The organism is Paenibacillus sp. FSL R10-2748 (assembly GCF_038005565.1).
GTDB classification, from domain to species: domain Bacteria; phylum Bacillota; class Bacilli; order Paenibacillales; family Paenibacillaceae; genus Paenibacillus; species Paenibacillus polymyxa_B.
The window spans coordinates 651339-668092 of the sequence record NZ_JBBOTK010000002.1 but is presented as its reverse complement, the minus strand read 5'-3'; the positions used below and the strand labels follow the sequence as shown (position 1 = coordinate 668092).

Here is a 16754-nt window from a genome sequence, read left to right as displayed (position 1 = left end):
CTTTGATGTGTCAGTCAGGAGAAGGCAAACCGGAAGCTGGGCTACATGTATCGTCAGTAATGGATACGCAGTGCCCGTTTTGCAGCGTGCAATGTAAGATGACCGTTAGTGCGGGTACGGAGACACTTGCGGGTATCATCCGTACAGTGTATAAGGCGGAAGGGAAGGCTAATGCAGCCTCGCAGGGTAGGCTGTGCATCAAGGGAATGAATGCGCATCAGCATGCGACTCATGCGGAAAGGCTGGTACAGCCCCTCATACGCAAAGAGGGCAAACTTGTTCCCGTCAAGTGGGAGGAGGCGTTGGATACTATAGCTAGCAGTTTCTCTACGCTACTGTCCACACAGGGTCCCGATGCAATCGGTATTTACGGTGGAGGTTCACTCTCCAATGAAACGGCTTATTTACTCGGTAAATTTGCCAGGGTGGCTGTAGGTACACGATATATCGATTATAACGGGCGCTTCTGCATGTCGGCAGCGGCATCCGCTGGCAGTAAAGTGTTTGGCGTTGATCGCGGACTGACCTGCAGACTGGCTGATATTCCGTTGGCTCGTTGTATTGTGCTTGCAGGTACGAATATCGCTGAATGCCAGCCGACCTTAATGCCTTATTTTCATCAGGCGAAGGAAAACGGCGCGTTTGTCATTGTAATTGACCCGCGCGCGACACCAACGGCGGCGGCTGCCGATTTGCACCTGCAAATCAAGCCAGGTATGGATGCTGTGCTGGCTAATGCCATGCTAAAGGTCATCGTGGACGAAGGATTTGCGAATGAAGAGTTTATCCGCAAGCGGACCAACGGCTATGATCAGCTGTTGACTCATTTGAAGGGTGTGGATCTGAGCGAATCGGCTGCGTTGTGCGGAATTGAGGTAGAAATGATCCAGCAGGCAGCACGTGCCTTTGGCAGTGTGGAGACCGGCATCGTTTTTACGGCCAGGGGTGTTGAACAGCAGACAGATGGACATATGGCGGTGCGTGCATTTCTTAATCTGGTGCTGGCCACTGGCAAGATTGGAAGGGAAGGGTGCGGTTATGGAGCTATTACAGGTCAGGGAAACGGGCAAGGGGGGCGAGAGCACGGCCAAAAGGCTGACCAGCTTCCTGGTTACAGATCAATTGAGGATGAAGAAGATCGAGCCTATGTGGCGTCCGTGTGGGGAGTAAAACCAAGCAGTTTACCGGGTAAGGGAGTGTCCGCCTATGAAATGATGGAGCTTGTCCATCAGAGAGAAATCCAAGCTTTGTTCGTGATGGGCTCTAATCCTGTTGTATCTAACCCGAATGTCCGGCTGGTGGAGGAAGCCCTCAAAAAGCTGAATCTGCTGGTTGTGGCGGATATGTTTCTCACTGAAACCGCGCGGATGGCCGACGTTGTTTTGCCTGTGACGTCTTATTTGGAGAATACGGGGACGATGACCAATCTGGAGGGCCGCGTTCTGCTACGGGAAGCGGCGAGGTCCGCACCAGGCGAGGCTAGAGATGACTGGAACATTTTGTGTCAGGTAGCTGCAAAGCTAAACAAGGGCAGCTATTTCTCGTACAGGGATGCTGAGCATATCTTTGAAGAACTGCGGCTTGCCAGCCGGGGCGGTCCTGCCGATTATTATGGGATCACATATGACAGGTTGCGTCGTGAAGAAGGGGTATATTGGCCATGCCCGTCTACGGACAGAGCCGGTATGGATACGATGTTTCGGGAAACCTTTGCCCATTCCGATCAAAAGGCTGTTTTTACGGTGGTTGAAAGCTGTGGAGCAGGAGAGGAGATATCCGAGGAGTACCCGCTTATTTTGACGAACGGCCGCGTGCTGGCTCACTATTTGACCGGTGCACAAACGCGCAGAAGTCCGTCGCTGGCCGCACGAGAGATTGAGAATTATGTGGAAATTCATCCGCGGACAGCGCGACGCTGGCATATCAGGGACGGGGGGTGGGTAGAAATAGCATCACAGCGCGGCAGCTTCACTGTCCGCGGCCGGATCAAACCACATATCCGCGAAGATACGCTCTTCGTGCCCATGCATTGGGGTGGGATACAAAATGTAAATCGGGCGACCCGACCCGATCTTGATCCGTTCTGCCGGATGCCTGGCTTCAAAACGGCTGCTGTACGCATCCGTCCCCTTCACCTGGCCGTAGCCGCGACCAGTGCAGATAATGGGGAATGGTCTGAGTTCTAGAGCAGGACTGAGTAAGTGACTTTTTCTTTGCATAAAAGGCCAGCCCCCTTTGTATGAGTGAGGGAGCTGGCCTTTTTGGGTTGGACAGTTTAGGGCCCGCAATCCCTAGACTGCGTGACGCCAATAATTAAAAATGCATTCGGGTTTCGGATCTGCTTGCTCCTGTTTTTATTTCTTTTCTGAGCATAGCTTCCCGCCAGTGACAATACAAACCCCAGGCGTCCCCGTTTTCTAGCAGCGGTTTGCAGGTATACAAACCTTCCTCTATGGAGTCGACTCGCCCTGCAACGAACAGTCGGACCGCACTGTTGAGTAACACTTGATTCGAAAAGGCTATAGAAGCTGTGCCTTGCAGCACTTCCTCCGTAATGCGCAGCTGTTCAGCGGGGGTCCAGTTATGCTCGGGTACCACCGAATCCAGCCCGTACATTTCCGGATCAATAACCTGTAGTGATACCTCGCCGTTAGCAAGCAGGTAAGTCCGGGTCGGCCGATCGATGAACAGATCCTCCGATCCTTCGCTCCCCTGGACGATCAGAGCCCTGCGGTAATTCAGATTTTGCATGAGTTTCGCCGTCTTCTCGAGCACAGTATTGTGGAAAACGCCGAATACAATATACGGGGAAGAACCGTAATCAACCAGTTTCTCGGCAGTATTCAGCACTGTGCGAAGCCCCAGCTCTTCGCGAATGGGCCGCATATCTCGCAGGGGCGCGCACCACTGTTCGGAGGCAACGAACAGTACACCAGTCAGCTTCGCGGCATGAATGGCGGTTTCACGTGTCATGTTCCGGGACGTTACCCCCATTTCCTGCAGCAAAAGCGGGAGCGTAACACCCCATTTGGGAGGGAGAGGTGCACTGCCATGCATCGTTACAGGAATTCCGCATGAGGCGAGTAGAAAGGCCGTTGCGAAGGTGGCGATAAATGAAGACTTTCTGCCATCGTACGGACCGGCGAAATCAATCCCTTCCTGCATCGGAAAGCGATGGGTATATTTACGGCAGATTTTTACAAATGCTTCCAACTCGGCAACACTCTCCATTTTAATGCGCTCCGCGGCAAAGAAAGCTCCGATTTGAGCAGGGGTTGCTGACTGGGTCATAATAAGTTCGGCAGCAGCTTCGGCTTCGGCGTAATTCAGATCCCGGGCGCCCCTTTTGCCGCGACCAACTTCTTTTAATATTTCAATGATATTCATGTTCGGGCCCCTTTCAGATTTATGCTTTTAGCATTTGCTGTGCTTTGACGATGGAGATGGCCACATCAACGATACGTTTGCGTTCGTTCATTGCTTTTTTGCGTAGCACATCATATGCTTCCGCTTCCGGGATACCGTTTACTTCCCCAAGTATTCCTTTCGCCATATCAATCCATTTGCGTTCTTCCAGCCGAGCGGTCAGTTGCTTGCGTTCACTTTGCCAGTGCTGGCGTTCAAAAAAGCGTTTGGCGCTAAAATGAAGAGCCCAATTCAGCTCATGGGCTGCCATAGAAGGGGTTAGAATGCCATCGACAGTGACATCAGCTTCACAGGCCTCTGTCGATGATAGCGCTGATTCTGCGCTGCACCACCAGAGCAATGGGATCGCTTTGGCTTGCTCCAGCCTGCCACTCCATATGCTGATAGTGCCGACAGGTATGTTTAGTACCGCCGCGTCTGCATTAAGAATTAGCTGTTTGATTTCAGATTCATTGCGGCAGGGCAGGGTTAGGTATCCGTTGGACTCTAAAAGGTGCTCAGGTCCTGCCTGCCATGAGGAAACGGCGTGTGTCTGCTCAGATACATAGTCAGAATGTAAGTGAATTACCAACAAGGAACGCAAGCGGGCTCCTCCTCTCTGTAACATGAAGGGTAGTTAGCGATGGGGATAGTAATCATTGATAACAAATATGACATAAGATTTTGTCTGCCTGCTTATTTTTTTCATCATCATCAAGCTAAAACGGACTTTTAAACCATTTTGGCGTGTTTTGGACTGAAAATCAATCCTAATTTTGTAGGGGAGTGATATTTTATACGTCATAGATATGTTACATGGTGATAAAATATAATTTTTATAAGTTTATGCGTAAGGAATGTTGACATATCATTTGAAGCATTATATATTAGCTACAATACTTTTTAATTCCATACTCTGATGGATACAACGGCGTATTCGATGAAACGGCAATGGAGCCTGTTTTCTCATGTGGAGGGATATTTTGAATCCCCATATGTGAAGCAGGCTTTTTATGTTTTGAGGATACAAATGGAAGGGAAGTGACCTGATGAACGATATCCAAAAGTTAGTGTTGATCGGCAACGGAATGGCGGGGATACGCACTCTCGAACATTTGCTGAAGCTTGCACCAGGTAGCTATGAGATTACGGTATTCGGGGCCGAGCCCCATCCAAACTATAACCGGATCATGCTGTCCTCCGTTCTGGCGGGAGGGGCTGGTTTGCAGGATATTGTCATTAACGACTGGAGTTGGTATGAAGACAACAATATTCGATTGTATACCGATGATCCTGTCACAGCCATCAATACGGAAAAGCAGCAGGTGACGTCGCGCTCCGGCGTATGCATCTCTTATGATTTGTTGTTGTTGGCAACAGGTTCTAAAGCCTTTATTCTGCCGCTTCCAGGGGCCGACAAGGAGGGTGTTATCGGTTTTAGGGATATTCGTGACTGTGAAACGATGATGGAGACGGCAAAGACGCACAAAAAAGCAGCTGTTATCGGCGGCGGATTGCTTGGGCTAGAGGCAGCTAGGGGGCTGCTTAACTTGGGGATGGACGTCACAGTTATTCATATTAACGGATATATTATGGATCGGCAGCTGGATGAGGCTGCTTCCCTTATGCTCCGGCGCGAGCTGGAGGAGCAGGGAATGACTTTTCTGGTCAATAAGCGAACGGCGGCTATTACGGGCCGTCGTCGCGTGGAAGGATTGAAATTTGCCGATGGCAGTGAGCTGGAAGCAGACTTGATCGTTATGGCGGTAGGCATCAGACCAGACATTGAACTGGCGGTGTCGGCGGGAATTCCTGTAAACCGTGGCATCATCGTAAATGATTACATGGAAACGAATGTCCCTGGCATATACGCCGTTGGCGAATGTGCAGAACACCAGGGAATCACTTACGGACTGGTAGCTCCATTATATGAGCAGGGTGGTGTGCTGGCTCAGCGGCTCGCGGGAATGGAGACTCCCGGCTACAGTGGTTCCGTCACTTCTACAAGGTTGAAGGTATCGGGTGTCGACGTGTTTTCAGCAGGGCATTACAAGGATGAACCGGGAACACGTTCCCTGCGGTATCAGGATGATATTGGCGGCGTCTACAAAAAAATCGTGATCAAGGACGAAAAACTGATCGGAGCCGTTCTGTTTGGGGATACGTCTGACGGAGCCATGCTGTTTTCTTTGATCAAAAGTGGCGGGTCGGTGGTTGGCCGAGAGAAAGAGTTATTACTTGGCTTCAATCCCGGTCAACCTGAAGCTAGTGGCGCCATGATGCTGGAGCAGATGCCTGATGACGAAATTGTATGCGGATGTAATGGTGTATCCAAGGGTGACATTGGAGAGGCGGTTGCGGCTGGCTGCCGGAGTGTCGGGGAGATTAAGGCATGTACGAAGGCATCGGCATCATGTGGCGGCTGCAAGCCATTAGTGGAGGGACTCTTACAGCTATACGCAGGCGCAGAAGCCGGAGAAACGCTGAAAGAGGGGATTTGTAGTTGTACGACGCTTGACCGGGAAGCGATCATTGATGGCATTCGGGAGATGGGATTGAAGAGCGTCAAAGAAGTGATGAATGTGCTGGGATGGAACGAACCGGAAGGTTGCACGAAATGTCGGCCGGCCCTCAATTATTATCTAGGTATGGTATGGCCGATGGATTATGAGGATGAGAAGGAATCCAGATTCACGAATGAACGGTACCATGCCAATATACAGAAAGATGGCACCTATTCTGTCGTGCCCCGCATTTATGGAGGAGTTACTTCACCTGCCGATCTGAAGAAAATTGCTGCTGTCGCAGAAAAATACAATGTGCCTCTGGTTAAATTTACGGGTGGCCAACGTCTTGACCTGCTTGGTGTGAAAAAGGAGGATTTGCCGGGGATCTGGGCCGAGTTGGATATGCCGTCTGGATATGCCTATGGAAAGACGCTGCGAACGGTTAAGACGTGCGTAGGTAACACCTTTTGCCGCTTTGGCACTCAGGATGCTATGGGTATGGGCATTCGGTTGGAAAAGGCATTTGAACGGCTGAATGCGCCATCCAAAGTCAAACTGGCTGTATCTGGTTGCCCGCGTAACTGCGCTGAAGCGACGATAAAGGATTTAGGCGTCGTTGCTATTGACGGTGGCTGGGGGATCTACGTTGGAGGTAACGGCGGTATTAAGGTTCGGGCAGCTGAACTGCTTTGTACCGTTAAAACCGAGGATGAAGTAATGGAATGGACCGGTGCCTATCTGCAGTATTATCGCGAGCAGGCCAATTGGAACGAACGCACAGCCCATTGGGTGGAACGGGTCGGAGTTGAATCCGTCAAACAGGCACTCGCGAATGCAGAGACGAGGAAACAACTGGTGACCAGAATTGAAGAGACGTTAAGCACGACGACTGATCCGTGGCACGAAATTATTCACAACGAAGAGCTGCGCAAAAATTTTGTACAGTTGCCGGAACTTAAGGCAGTAACGGAATAGGGGGCTGACAAAATGGAGACCAATACGACAACCAACAGAGTCAGAATAGCTGATCTGAACGAAATTGACCGACGTGGAGCAAGGACAGTTCGCATTCATAATACAGAGATAGCTGTATTCCGTCTGAGCGATGGCAGCGTGCATGCGCTTGAGAATCGTTGTCCGCACAAAGGGGGGCGGTTATCCGAAGGAATGATATGTGGCTCAGCGGTCCATTGTCCGCTCCATGACTGGAAAGTTGACCTTTCCACTGGCCGGGTGCAAGAGCCGGATACTGGATGTGTGACTGCTTACCCCACGGAGATTGATAGTGAGAGCGGGGCGGTTTATATCGTAATCTAAGAGTTCTATACGTATTGTGCTGATGGTTCTGCTTTTTTTCTTCTATATAATAGAAGGATCAAGGTGAAAGGCTTTGTTGAAGAAGTGGTGTTGTTAAAGTGCAATGATCTGAGTATACAGAAAAGTCGACCCTATTTTTTCGGGCGGCTTTTTTATCTTATATGTATGATTTAAATTAAAAAATAGGTTATTGCTAAATCTTAGTCAATGACCTATCTTCTTTTCTTAGGATAACTCGCTTTATCTCTAGACAAATAAAAAAAGCCTTGAGAATCAAGGCTTTTGACGAATAGGACGGATGGGGATCGAACCCATGACCCTTACCCTGTCAAGATAATGCTCTCCCGCTGAGCTACCGTCCTGCGGTTACTAGATAATATCATGTATTAACCATATATGTAAAGTGAAAAAATAGAAGTCAGCCTGTACTTCATGATCATTTATATATATAATTCGAATTTAGCGAGTTTGCAATTTGGAATTAATGATAGGGGGAACAGATGATGGCCGCAGAAATTATAAGTGTAACAACAGAGGAACAGCTACAAGAGGCAATATCGATCCGTACCAAAGTGTTTGTCGAAGAGCAAAAGGTTCCTCTTGATTTAGAAATTGACCATTATGACAAGCTGGGAGATACGGCCCATCATTTGCTAATTTGTGAACATGGTGAAATGGTGGCCACTGGTCGATTGACATACTATGAGGAAGATACAGCTAAAATGCAACGTATTGCCGTTCTCAAGGAGCATCGTGCCGCAGGCTATGGACGTGTATTACTGCTAGCACTGGAGGAACGTGCACGTGAATTGGGGTTAAGATACTCGCTGCTAGATGCCCAATGCCAAGCCGAGAGGTTTTACGAAAAGCTCGGTTATGAGACGATCTCCGATGAACCTTTTGACGATGCGGGAATACCGCATGTACGTATGCGCAAAAAGTTGTAGTCGACAGCGTAAGGTGCATACAAATCTGTACAATGTGCATGCTAGTAAAAGTTCCTCCACTATAATACTATGGATAAGGAGCGATACAGTATGGCTGATACAGAACGAGAGCAAATTACAGCAGTACGTAAAGACGGGGATGGCGACCTTACGTCTTTTCAGACATCTACCGGTCGGGTTTTAGATTATAACCAAGCATTGAACGAGATTGAAGCAGGCTCAATTGCAGGCGTTAACGTTTTCAAGGCCAAGGATGGAAGCAAACGAATTCGTGGAGATGCCGATGGAGATCCATCTAATAACCTGGATCAACTGCCATTGTTCTGACCTTAACTCGCAACATTAGAATACAAGTTCATCATTATATTCAAGAACAGCAAGCCGCCTGGCTATCCTTTGTAGGAAAGCCAGGCGGCTTTTTGTTAATTGTTCAAACTGTATTTAGCATGCTACTCTGCACGTTCCAACTCTGTAAGTTGATATACTCGTTGCTGCTCCAGAAAGGACATGACTCCTGCTTTCTCCCTGAATTGTTCCATATCATCACTATAGTGCATCAGATGAATCCGCTCTTGAAGAGATGGCGCCAAGCTTAGCAGCTCGTCCAACGTCGTATGGACTTCTCCAGCGCCTTGTAATTGAACCTCGTGCAGAATACTCCGACATCCTCGTTCATGCACCAGATGATGAAGCAAATCAGGGTCAAAAACCATATCTGCACTATAAAAAAGGCGGTCATTAATGAATATTGAATAACTGTTTTTACCCGGAATATGCCTTGTAGGGATTAGCTCCACCTGGATACCCGATACTAATGTAGTGGGTACACCAGGCGTTATTACGTTTACCTCGAATACATCTTCAAGCTTGTCAATCATACCTTGCTGTGACATTCCGCCCTTGAGCGTATGTTCCCACAAAGGGTGGATTAGTGGTTCGGCGATATAAAGTAGAGGCTTGCGACGATGGAGAATGTTCATTTGAAAACCGAATTCCTCCAAACCTCCGACATGATCTGCGTGAATATGTGTGATTAAAATTGCGCCAATATCAGGCAAAGGGACGCCCATTTGGTGTAATGCTAAAGAAGCGGTTGTACCGCAATCGATCAGCAGTTTGCCTTCTCCGCTGTCCAGCAGCGCGTTGTTGTTGTAATAATGCTTGGCAAAGGCACTGCCTGTGCCAAGCATTTGTATCGTTAGGCTCATTATGGATTATCCCTCCGGACTTTGTGTACTAGGACATTCTACAGTCGTATTTTATCACCTATGCTGCTGGAACTAAAGATTTGGCTCCTTATGTAAAAACTTTGGACAATTTGTGAAACACAGCGCAACTTGTGCGGCTGAGCTAGGTATAAATGTACGACAGAAGGTTTTAAACAGATAACGATGGAGGGATTAGTAGTGATGAAATGGAGAAAAGTGATGGCCCTAGTGATGGCCTTTTCAATAATGGGAGGGACCGCCATTTCGGCGGAATCCGCCAAGGACCAAGTGCAGTTGATTATTAATGGAGAAGTGTCAAAAGATGGCGCAGTTGTCATTGATGGGAAAACCTATGTGCCCATCCGTGATTTTAACGGACTTGTAAATTTTGATCCATCCGGTGGAAAAGTTGTTTTCGACCAGCCTAACGTGCATATGTTCCTGTTCAAGGGAGATACGGTGTTTGGTAACGTGAATAAAGGCAATAAAGTGAAATTTAATGTATTCAGTCAAATTGATACCTTGAAAACAGATATCTCTGGAGTGAAGGTAGCGATCACCGACCCTTCAGGCAACGTGAAGGATATTCAGTCCCAAGATATCAAAGGAGCGCAAAAGGATAACTTCTGGTTCCGTACGAACGACTTTACGTATGATTTCAAAACAGCAGGGAATTACCGGGTTGGTTTCTACATTAAAGAGAGCAAAGACGGCAGCTATACCCTGGTGTCCGAAAAAGTCATTACAGCGATAAATTAGGCATACCACAAATTGACCTGCACCCTTGATCATGTTACGATACGGGGGAAAATAAAACAATTTGAAGGTAGGTATTTCCATGAGTGATCACAAACATGAACACGGTGAAGCCTGCAACCACGATCATGACCACGAACATGAAGAAATGGTTCTTACGCTAACTGATGAAAATGGTAAAGATGTAGAAATGGTGCTGGTAGAGACCTTTGACGTAGAAGATCACGTTTATGCTCTTCTGCTTGAGCGAGGCAATCCCGAAGCGGATGGCATTATTCTTCGTATGGAAGAAGAAAACGAAGAAATGGTGCTTTACAATATTGAGGACGAAGATGAGTGGAAACGTGTAGAAGCCGCATATAGCGAGCTTGTTGCCCAATACGAATAGAATTGGATGTAGCAGCTGCATAGCTCTTTAAGAAAAAGCCCCCAAATGGGGGCTTTTTTTGTTGGCTATCAACATATTTTGTAAGCATGTGTTGACAGTTCAATATTATGAAATAGCGTCAGTCTCGACGATAACCTTCACCTGATGTACTGTTCGGTCCTCAGGTCCTTTAACAGGCAGGCCTACTTCTACATGATCAACAATATAATCAATATTGTCCTGCGAAATAACTTCTCCTGGCAGTAAGATCGGAATACCAGGTGGATACACATAAATGAATTCTGCAATAATGCGGCCAGCAGATTCCTTGAAAGGCACGATTTCCGTATCTCCATAAAAAGCGTCTCTTGGAATAAGGGAGAGCTGAGGAATATCCGGTATCTTTACAACCAGTTCATGCTCCTGACCTGTGGAATAGTGCAGAGAAGCCAGCTCACGCAGAGCTTTCAACAAAATTTCAATTTCCTCTTTGGTATCACCAGGGGTCACCAAACAGAGAATATTGTACATATCGCTAAGCTCAACCTCGATATTGTAGTGATCTCTCAGCCAATTTTCGACATCGTATCCGGTAAGACCTAAATGACGGATATGAACCGTAATTTTGGTTGGATCATAATCGTAGGTAGCTTCCGTGCCGAGAATTTCACTACCAAAGCAATATAGTCCTTCAATCTTGTTAACCTCTGAGCGGCAATATTCAGCCAAATCAAGGGCTCGTTGTGCTATTTCATGACCGTTAAGTGCTAGGTTGCGTCGGGATGTGTCCAAGGAAGCCAACAGGAGATACGAAGTGGATGTCGTTGTCAGCATACTGAAAATCGTTTGTACACGTTGTGGGTTAACGTATCCGTTTTTCGTATTTACATTCAAGATCGAGCTTTGTGTCAAGGAACCGCCCAGCTTGTGGACACTTGTAGCTGACATGTCTGCTCCCGCCTCCATGGCGGACATCGGTAGATCAGGATGAAAATGAATTAGTACCCCGTGAGCCTCATCGACCAGGACCGGCACATTATAGCTGTGAGCGAGATCTACAATTTCTTTTAAGTCGGCGCACACACCGTAATATGTCGGGTTGATAACAAGGACGCCCTTGGCGTCAGGGTGGCGTTCCAATGCCCGGCGTACGGACTTGGTTGTAACCCCGTGGTGAATACCGAGATTTTCATCACTGACTGGAGAAATGAATACTGGTTTTGCACCAGCAAAGATAATGGCAGACATTATAGATTTGTGTACGTTTCTGGGTACAATAATTTTATCACCTGGCAAGCAAATGGACATAATCATGGTGATGATGGCTCCGCTTGTCCCCTGTACACTGTAGTAAGTATAATCTGCTCCGAAGGCATCTGCTGCAAGCTTTTGGGCTTCTTCGATGACACCTGTTGGTTGATGCAGATCGTCCAATGGAGCGATGTTGATCATATCTATGGAAAAGGCATTATCCCCCATAAATTCGCGAAATTCCGGATCTGCTCCGACTCCCTTTTTATGACCTGGGATGTGAAATTGAACCGGGTTGCTCTGAGCGTGCTTCTTCAAAGCAGTAAAAAGCGGGGTGTTGCTTTGATTCATTAGTGTTGTCACAACCTTTCGTGCAGGATTTCGACAATCCTGTGCAAGTGATAATAGAACAAAATTGAGTATAGCAGTTTGAAGTAGGAATGCAAGCGATTGAGGGCGCATTTATTTGCGAAAGAGTGGAGTAGGCGGAGAACCCGGTCTTTATAGCCAAAAAACGAAGGTGGAGGATGTGGATTAGATGTGGCAAAAAGGACGAAAAGAAGCTCCGCAGCGGCTGTGGACTCCTTTTTTTAGCAAATTGTGGGTTTTGGTATTTCTAGTCGAATTTATGAAAGGATCTCTTCTGGTATCCATCCTTCCGGTATATATGGGAGAAACGCTTGGTTTGTCAGCCGGGATTATTGGTTTAGCCTTTTCACTTCAATATTTTGGAGACAATGCGTTCCGGGCACCGGCGGGCTGGATGGCTGAACGGCTTGGTTACCGTGGAACGATGTCGACCGCACTGTTGTTTACGCTTGTAGCTATTATTATGCTGAGCGTACTGACAGAGCCCGTGTGGCTCGTCGTCGCGTGTCTACTGCTCGGTCTGGGTACTTCTCCGCTCTGGCCTTGTGTTATGACCGGAACGACCGAAATGTCCGGGCCTAATAACAGCAATGGCGCGGCGATGGGCACACTGGAAATTGCGTCTATGGGCGGAACGGGATTGGGTCCGCTCATTATGAACTTCGCCATATCCCACTATGGGCATTCTTACGGCATGGTGTTCATGATTTTGATAGGATGCAGTGTTGTATTGTTGTTGGTTGCTCTCATGCTGCCAGGACCGAAAAGGTCTGCTGACAAAGGTGACCTCGAACAGAGCGCTCTAGTGTCGTCTGATGGGCACATAAAGCAGAAGCGGGGAGTTCTGAAAGGAATCCAGGAGACGATTGGCGTGCTCAAAACAAAGCTTAACGTCAATCCGTTAATTTACCCGGCGCTGTTTTTGCAGTCTTTTGTTATCGGTTTAATCAGCCCGGTACTGACGCTATACGCTCGGACGGACCTCGGGATTTCACCAAACCTGTACAGCGTCCTCCTGATTGCAGGCGGTGGGGTGACTGTGCTGGCACTGATCCCTTGCGGCAAGTTGGTCGACCGACTTGGAACGGAGTATTTTCTACATGTTGGTTTTTTGCTAGCCGGAATTACACTGTTTCTCTTTTCAATCGTTCGATCTATTCCGCTGGTGTTTGTATCCGTAGCGCTTATTGGTTTGGGATATGCGCTCATTTTGCCTGCATGGAACACATTTCTTGCCCGACTGATTCCGGAAAGCGAGCGAGCAACGGTATGGGGCTTTTTTTTAACACTTCAAGGCTCCGGCATGGTTATAGGCCCGCTCGTTTCAGGAGTGCTATGGGACCGTGCCGGACACACAGCACCATTTATCATCAGTGGGGTCGTGATGCTGCTCATGTTTGGCTGCCACCTGGCTCTGGCGCGTAATCCACGCAGGAAGAGTGTGGAGGCCTGAACAGCACCTTGAAAAGCGGCGAGAGCTACTCTTTCGAGAAAGACATTCGGTACAGCGGCAGCAAATGCTCAAAGGTAGAACGCACAGCCTGTAATAATGCAGCCCCGTCGCTGGCGAGTGGATCTTCTCGGTCAATACGGATTCCACACATGACCTCCGCTTTTTTTACCTGTTGCAGCTTGTGGATGATCGTTTGAAAATCTTCATTATCCATGTGTTGTTGTTCTGTGCCTTCTGGAGCCATATGATCCATGGACCAGTAAAAATGATCCGGTAGGTTAGAACGTACATCACTCAGGTTGGCTTCGAGCGCCTGGGCAAATGTAGCTTTGTTCGGGCTTTCATAAATAATTGCGAAGATGACGAAAAGATGGGAAGCGAACATGCCTACCTCAAAATGCGGCAGCGCCTTGTATCCACGCTTGTTTGCCGCCCAGGCAACCCAAGTATCTTTGGGGGGATTGACTTTGCGTCGTGCATGCTTGGCAACGTGAACGTGCATAGGCTCCCCACATAAGTCTGTCAGGAACGGCGCCAATTCCTCGCCAATTGCCTCCAGCTTGGGCCGAACCTGCTGAATCAGCACTTCCATACGAGGCTCCAACCCCGGTATTTCAAAAACATCGAAGTCCTTTGCAGTAAATCCACTAAATGTCATTCCTTTTCCTCCTGTAACTGGGTTAAGCCATGTCGTGTGGCGTAATATGTCCGATTATAGCATAATGCCGCCGGGCTTGGCCGACTTTAGACCAGGTTTGAAACAAGCATATAAGGCAAAAGTAGGATTGTGCGCTGTTACTCATAAAAATAGGTCAAATAACCAAGTACCCTTACATAAAATGAAGTATAAAATAGAGCAAGGGAAGATCAAGCGGGAAAGCCGCAGGCTTGCTGTAGCCGGACTTCTTGAATCGGACTTGAAAAAGGAGGGAATGCCGTGAACAAGGGCTGTGAGGTAGAATATTGCAATCTAGAGCTCCGGTTTAGCCGTCGGCATATCCATAATCTGATCAAGGATTTGATATCGGAAGGGTATTCGCTGTACTGGAGCGAGGATGAGTCGTACCTGGTTTTGTCGGTGAGAACCGGCCGCAAGCTGGTGAAGCTCCGTTTTCAACAGCTGCGTACAGGACACTACAAGTTGGCTGGAGATTATGTAATCCGCGATGCCAAGCTGGCTGAGTGGTTGGAGAAGCTGATTGGAAGCACCCGAGGTCATGCCATTGTCAAAAGAGTTAAGGATCATCATATTTTAGTAGAAAATATTTTGTTCGGTGAGGTTATTCGTCTGGTCGAGGTTACAGGCTTTAAGCAGCGTGTCATTTATCAGAAAGGACCGGTGCTGTCCGCACAGGAAATGGAGGATATGTACGCTTCCAATGAAGGGGAAACCCGGCTGCTGCTGCTCAAAATGGAAGTAGACGATGAATTGGAGAAGCTGTTCATAGCGATGACAGACGGAGATAAGGCTAAAATCGGGAATTGCCATGAACGCCTGCAAACGCTATCCCACCAACTGTTGATGATGGAAGCGTAGTACATCTGAACACCTCATGAAAATGAGGTGTTTTGATCTGTAAATAGACAGGGGTTCACTTCTTACACCAAAAACGTTAAAATAGAAGTGCACGTGTTCCGATTCACATAAAGTGTAATGCGGTAAAGCGGCGATATAGAAGACAAAATATGTTGCAAAGGATGAGGAACCAGATGGCAAAACAGCAAATTGGTGTGATCGGCCTGGCGGTAATGGGTAAGAATTTAGCCCTTAATATTGAGAGCAGAGGCTTCACCGTCTCGGTTTTTAATCGCTCTCCAGAAAAAACGCACGATCTTATCAAAGAAGCAGAAGGTAAAAAACTGACGGGTACTTTCTCTATTGAAGAATTTGTGAACTCATTGGAGTCACCCCGTAAAATCCTGATCATGGTTCAAGCTGGTAAAGCTACAGATGCCACGATTGAACAGCTTGTGCCTCATCTGGACAAGGGCGACATTATTATAGACGGAGGCAATGCCTACTTCCCTGATACACAGCGCCGCAGCAAAGAGCTGGAGGAAAAAGGACTTCGCTTTATTGGTACAGGCGTATCCGGTGGTGAAGAAGGTGCCTTGAATGGTCCTGCTATTATGCCAGGTGGACAAGAAAGTGCCTATAAACTGGTAGAGCCGATTCTGACGGCAATCTCTGCCAAAGTGGAAGGCGACCCATGCTGTACATATATCGGTCCCGACGGTGCTGGTCACTATGTAAAAATGGTGCATAACGGTATCGAGTACGGCGACATGCAATTGATCGGTGAAGCTTATCACCTGTTAAAATCAGTCCTGAACGTGAATGCGGAAGAGCTTCATGAAATCTTCACGGAATGGAATAAAGGGGAACTGGACAGCTACCTGATCGAAATTACAGCTGACATTTTCTCCCAATACGATGCTGAAACAGGCAAGCCAATGGTAGACGTTATCTTGGATGCTGCTGGTCAAAAAGGTACAGGTAAATGGACAAGCCAAAGCGCTTTGGATCTGGGTGTGCCATTGTCCATGATTACCGAATCCGTATTCTCCCGCTTCTTGTCTGCTATGAAAGACGAGCGCATTGCGGCAAGCAAAGTGCTGAGCGGTCCTAATGCTGAGTCCTTCAGCGGCGACAAAAAAGAATTTATCGAGAGCGTACGTAAAGCACTGTTTGCAAGTAAAATTGTGTCCTATGCTCAAGGTTTCGCTCAAATGCGTGCAGCTTCCGATGAATATGATTGGGATTTGAAATACGGAAAAATCGCTATGATCTTCCGCGGCGGTTGCATTATCCGCTCGCAATTCCTGCAAAACATCAAGGATGCATATGACCGCGACCCTGCCTTGAAAAACCTGTTACTGGATTCTTACTTCAAAAATGTAGTTGAAACGTATCAAGATGCATGGCGTCAAGTGATTTCCGTGGCTGTATCTCAAGGTATTCCAGTGCCTGGCTTCTCCAGCGCGCTTGCATACTATGACAGCTACCGCACTGAGCGTTTGCCAGCAAATCTGCTGCAAGCACAACGTGACTACTTCGGTGCCCATACGTTCAAACGTGTGGACAAAGAAGGCGTATTCCATCATCAATGGTTCTAATGACGGACGGATATGCATGAATAGCATTATGTAATACAACGGAAGCTTTTTTGCCCT

Annotated in this window: 15 protein-coding genes and 1 tRNA gene; 10 read left to right on the top strand and 6 right to left on the bottom strand. The window is 47.7% G+C overall.

From position 1 onward, the window contains the following. Positions 1-5: 5 nt before the first annotated feature. Positions 6-2186 carry an assimilatory nitrate reductase catalytic subunit NasC gene (gene nasC / locus NSS66_RS09660; protein ID WP_340958833.1) on the top strand — a complete coding sequence of 727 codons (2181 nt, stop codon included), beginning with the start codon at positions 6-8 and terminating at the stop codon, positions 2184-2186. A gap of 127 nt (positions 2187-2313) precedes the next feature. On the opposite strand, the gene NSS66_RS09655 is transcribed toward nasC, so the two are convergent. Both NSS66_RS09655 and NSS66_RS09650 read right to left on the bottom strand, forming a co-directional pair. After that, entirely contained in the window at positions 2314-3387 is a 1074-nt protein-coding gene (locus tag NSS66_RS09655) for an anthranilate phosphoribosyltransferase (RefSeq protein ID WP_340958831.1), read from the bottom strand. Positions 3388-3406: 19 nt separating this feature from the next. Continuing rightward, positions 3407-4009 carry an ANTAR domain-containing response regulator gene (locus NSS66_RS09650; RefSeq protein WP_023989349.1) on the bottom strand — a complete coding sequence of 201 codons (603 nt, stop codon included), beginning with the start codon at positions 4007-4009 and terminating at the stop codon, positions 3407-3409. 445 nt (positions 4010-4454) lie between these two features. On the opposite strand from NSS66_RS09650, the gene nirB reads away from it, so the two are divergent. Both nirB and nirD read left to right on the top strand, forming a co-directional pair. Next, complete coding sequence (gene nirB, locus NSS66_RS09645; protein WP_028540536.1) at positions 4455-6887, top strand: nitrite reductase large subunit NirB; 2433 nt, start codon at positions 4455-4457, stop codon at positions 6885-6887. A gap of 12 nt (positions 6888-6899) precedes the next feature. Continuing rightward, the gene (gene nirD, locus NSS66_RS09640) at positions 6900-7229 is read left to right on the top strand and encodes a nitrite reductase small subunit NirD (RefSeq protein WP_025724005.1); all 330 of its coding nucleotides are present in this window, start codon (positions 6900-6902) and stop codon (positions 7227-7229) included. A 290-nt stretch (positions 7230-7519) separates the two neighbouring features. Here the strand turns inward: nirD and NSS66_RS09635 are convergent. Next, positions 7520-7591, bottom strand: a tRNA-Val gene (locus tag NSS66_RS09635). Between the two features lie 141 nt (positions 7592-7732). Here NSS66_RS09635 and NSS66_RS09630 point away from each other — a divergent pair. Both NSS66_RS09630 and NSS66_RS09625 read left to right on the top strand, forming a co-directional pair. Beyond that, a complete protein-coding gene (locus NSS66_RS09630; RefSeq protein ID WP_023989346.1) occupies positions 7733-8176 on the top strand; it encodes a GNAT family N-acetyltransferase in 444 nt (147 codons plus the stop codon). A 90-nt stretch (positions 8177-8266) separates the two neighbouring features. Next, on the top strand, positions 8267-8503 hold the full coding sequence (locus tag NSS66_RS09625) for a DUF3892 domain-containing protein (RefSeq protein WP_023989345.1): 237 nt from the start codon (positions 8267-8269) through the stop codon (positions 8501-8503). A 122-nt stretch (positions 8504-8625) separates the two neighbouring features. On the opposite strand, the gene NSS66_RS09620 is transcribed toward NSS66_RS09625, so the two are convergent. Next, complete coding sequence (locus NSS66_RS09620) at positions 8626-9384, bottom strand: MBL fold metallo-hydrolase (protein WP_023989344.1); 759 nt, start codon at positions 9382-9384, stop codon at positions 8626-8628. A 201-nt stretch (positions 9385-9585) separates the two neighbouring features. On the opposite strand from NSS66_RS09620, the gene NSS66_RS09615 reads away from it, so the two are divergent. Both NSS66_RS09615 and NSS66_RS09610 read left to right on the top strand, forming a co-directional pair. Then, positions 9586-10143: a hypothetical protein gene (locus NSS66_RS09615; RefSeq protein WP_023989343.1), complete on the top strand. Its 558-nt coding sequence runs from the start codon at positions 9586-9588 to the stop codon at positions 10141-10143. 79 nt (positions 10144-10222) lie between these two features. After that, complete coding sequence (locus NSS66_RS09610; RefSeq protein WP_007431055.1) at positions 10223-10528, top strand: DUF1292 domain-containing protein; 306 nt, start codon at positions 10223-10225, stop codon at positions 10526-10528. 105 nt (positions 10529-10633) lie between these two features. On the opposite strand, the gene NSS66_RS09605 is transcribed toward NSS66_RS09610, so the two are convergent. Then, positions 10634-12109 (bottom strand): aminotransferase class I/II-fold pyridoxal phosphate-dependent enzyme, encoded by a 1476-nt coding sequence (locus NSS66_RS09605; RefSeq protein ID WP_013310938.1) that lies wholly within the window; start codon positions 12107-12109, stop codon positions 10634-10636. Positions 12110-12296: 187 nt separating this feature from the next. On the opposite strand from NSS66_RS09605, the gene NSS66_RS09600 reads away from it, so the two are divergent. After that, positions 12297-13580 (top strand): MFS transporter, encoded by a 1284-nt coding sequence (locus NSS66_RS09600; protein WP_340958830.1) that lies wholly within the window; start codon positions 12297-12299, stop codon positions 13578-13580. A gap of 25 nt (positions 13581-13605) precedes the next feature. Here NSS66_RS09600 and NSS66_RS09595 read toward each other — a convergent pair whose 3' ends face one another. Next, entirely contained in the window at positions 13606-14238 is a 633-nt protein-coding gene (locus NSS66_RS09595) for a YktB family protein (RefSeq protein ID WP_025724011.1), read from the bottom strand. Positions 14239-14517: 279 nt separating this feature from the next. Here NSS66_RS09595 and NSS66_RS09590 point away from each other — a divergent pair, with 279 nt between their 5' ends. Together NSS66_RS09590 and gndA are read left to right on the top strand one after the other, a co-directional pair. Then, complete coding sequence (locus tag NSS66_RS09590; RefSeq protein ID WP_165177417.1) at positions 14518-15117, top strand: hypothetical protein; 600 nt, start codon at positions 14518-14520, stop codon at positions 15115-15117. Positions 15118-15290: 173 nt separating this feature from the next. Continuing rightward, positions 15291-16697 carry an NADP-dependent phosphogluconate dehydrogenase gene (gndA, locus tag NSS66_RS09585; RefSeq protein WP_013310934.1) on the top strand — a complete coding sequence of 469 codons (1407 nt, stop codon included), beginning with the start codon at positions 15291-15293 and terminating at the stop codon, positions 16695-16697. Positions 16698-16754 lie beyond the last annotated feature (57 nt).

Excerpts from the sequence above, each read along its gene's own strand:
- NSS66_RS09620 (WP_023989344.1), bottom strand. The coding sequence starts at position 9,384 with ATGAGCCTAACGATACAAATGCTTGGCACAGGCAGTGCCTTTGCCAAG.
- NSS66_RS09615 (WP_023989343.1), top strand. The coding sequence starts at position 9,586 with ATGAAATGGAGAAAAGTGATGGCCCTAGTGATGGCCTTTTCAATAATG.
- nirB (WP_028540536.1), top strand. The coding sequence starts at position 4,455 with ATGAACGATATCCAAAAGTTAGTGTTGATCGGCAACGGAATGGCGGGG.
- NSS66_RS09625 (WP_023989345.1), top strand. The coding sequence starts at position 8,267 with ATGGCTGATACAGAACGAGAGCAAATTACAGCAGTACGTAAAGACGGG.
- NSS66_RS09605 (WP_013310938.1), bottom strand. The coding sequence starts at position 12,109 with ATGAATCAAAGCAACACCCCGCTTTTTACTGCTTTGAAGAAGCACGCT.
- nirD (WP_025724005.1), top strand. The coding sequence starts at position 6,900 with ATGGAGACCAATACGACAACCAACAGAGTCAGAATAGCTGATCTGAAC.
- NSS66_RS09600 (WP_340958830.1), top strand. The coding sequence starts at position 12,297 with ATGTGGCAAAAAGGACGAAAAGAAGCTCCGCAGCGGCTGTGGACTCCT.
- NSS66_RS09595 (WP_025724011.1), bottom strand. The coding sequence starts at position 14,238 with ATGACATTTAGTGGATTTACTGCAAAGGACTTCGATGTTTTTGAAATA.
- NSS66_RS09610 (WP_007431055.1), top strand. The coding sequence starts at position 10,223 with ATGAGTGATCACAAACATGAACACGGTGAAGCCTGCAACCACGATCAT.
- nasC (WP_340958833.1), top strand. The coding sequence starts at position 6 with ATGTGTCAGTCAGGAGAAGGCAAACCGGAAGCTGGGCTACATGTATCG.
- NSS66_RS09655 (WP_340958831.1), bottom strand. The coding sequence starts at position 3,387 with ATGAATATCATTGAAATATTAAAAGAAGTTGGTCGCGGCAAAAGGGGC.
- gndA (WP_013310934.1), top strand. The coding sequence starts at position 15,291 with ATGGCAAAACAGCAAATTGGTGTGATCGGCCTGGCGGTAATGGGTAAG.
- NSS66_RS09630 (WP_023989346.1), top strand. The coding sequence starts at position 7,733 with ATGGCCGCAGAAATTATAAGTGTAACAACAGAGGAACAGCTACAAGAG.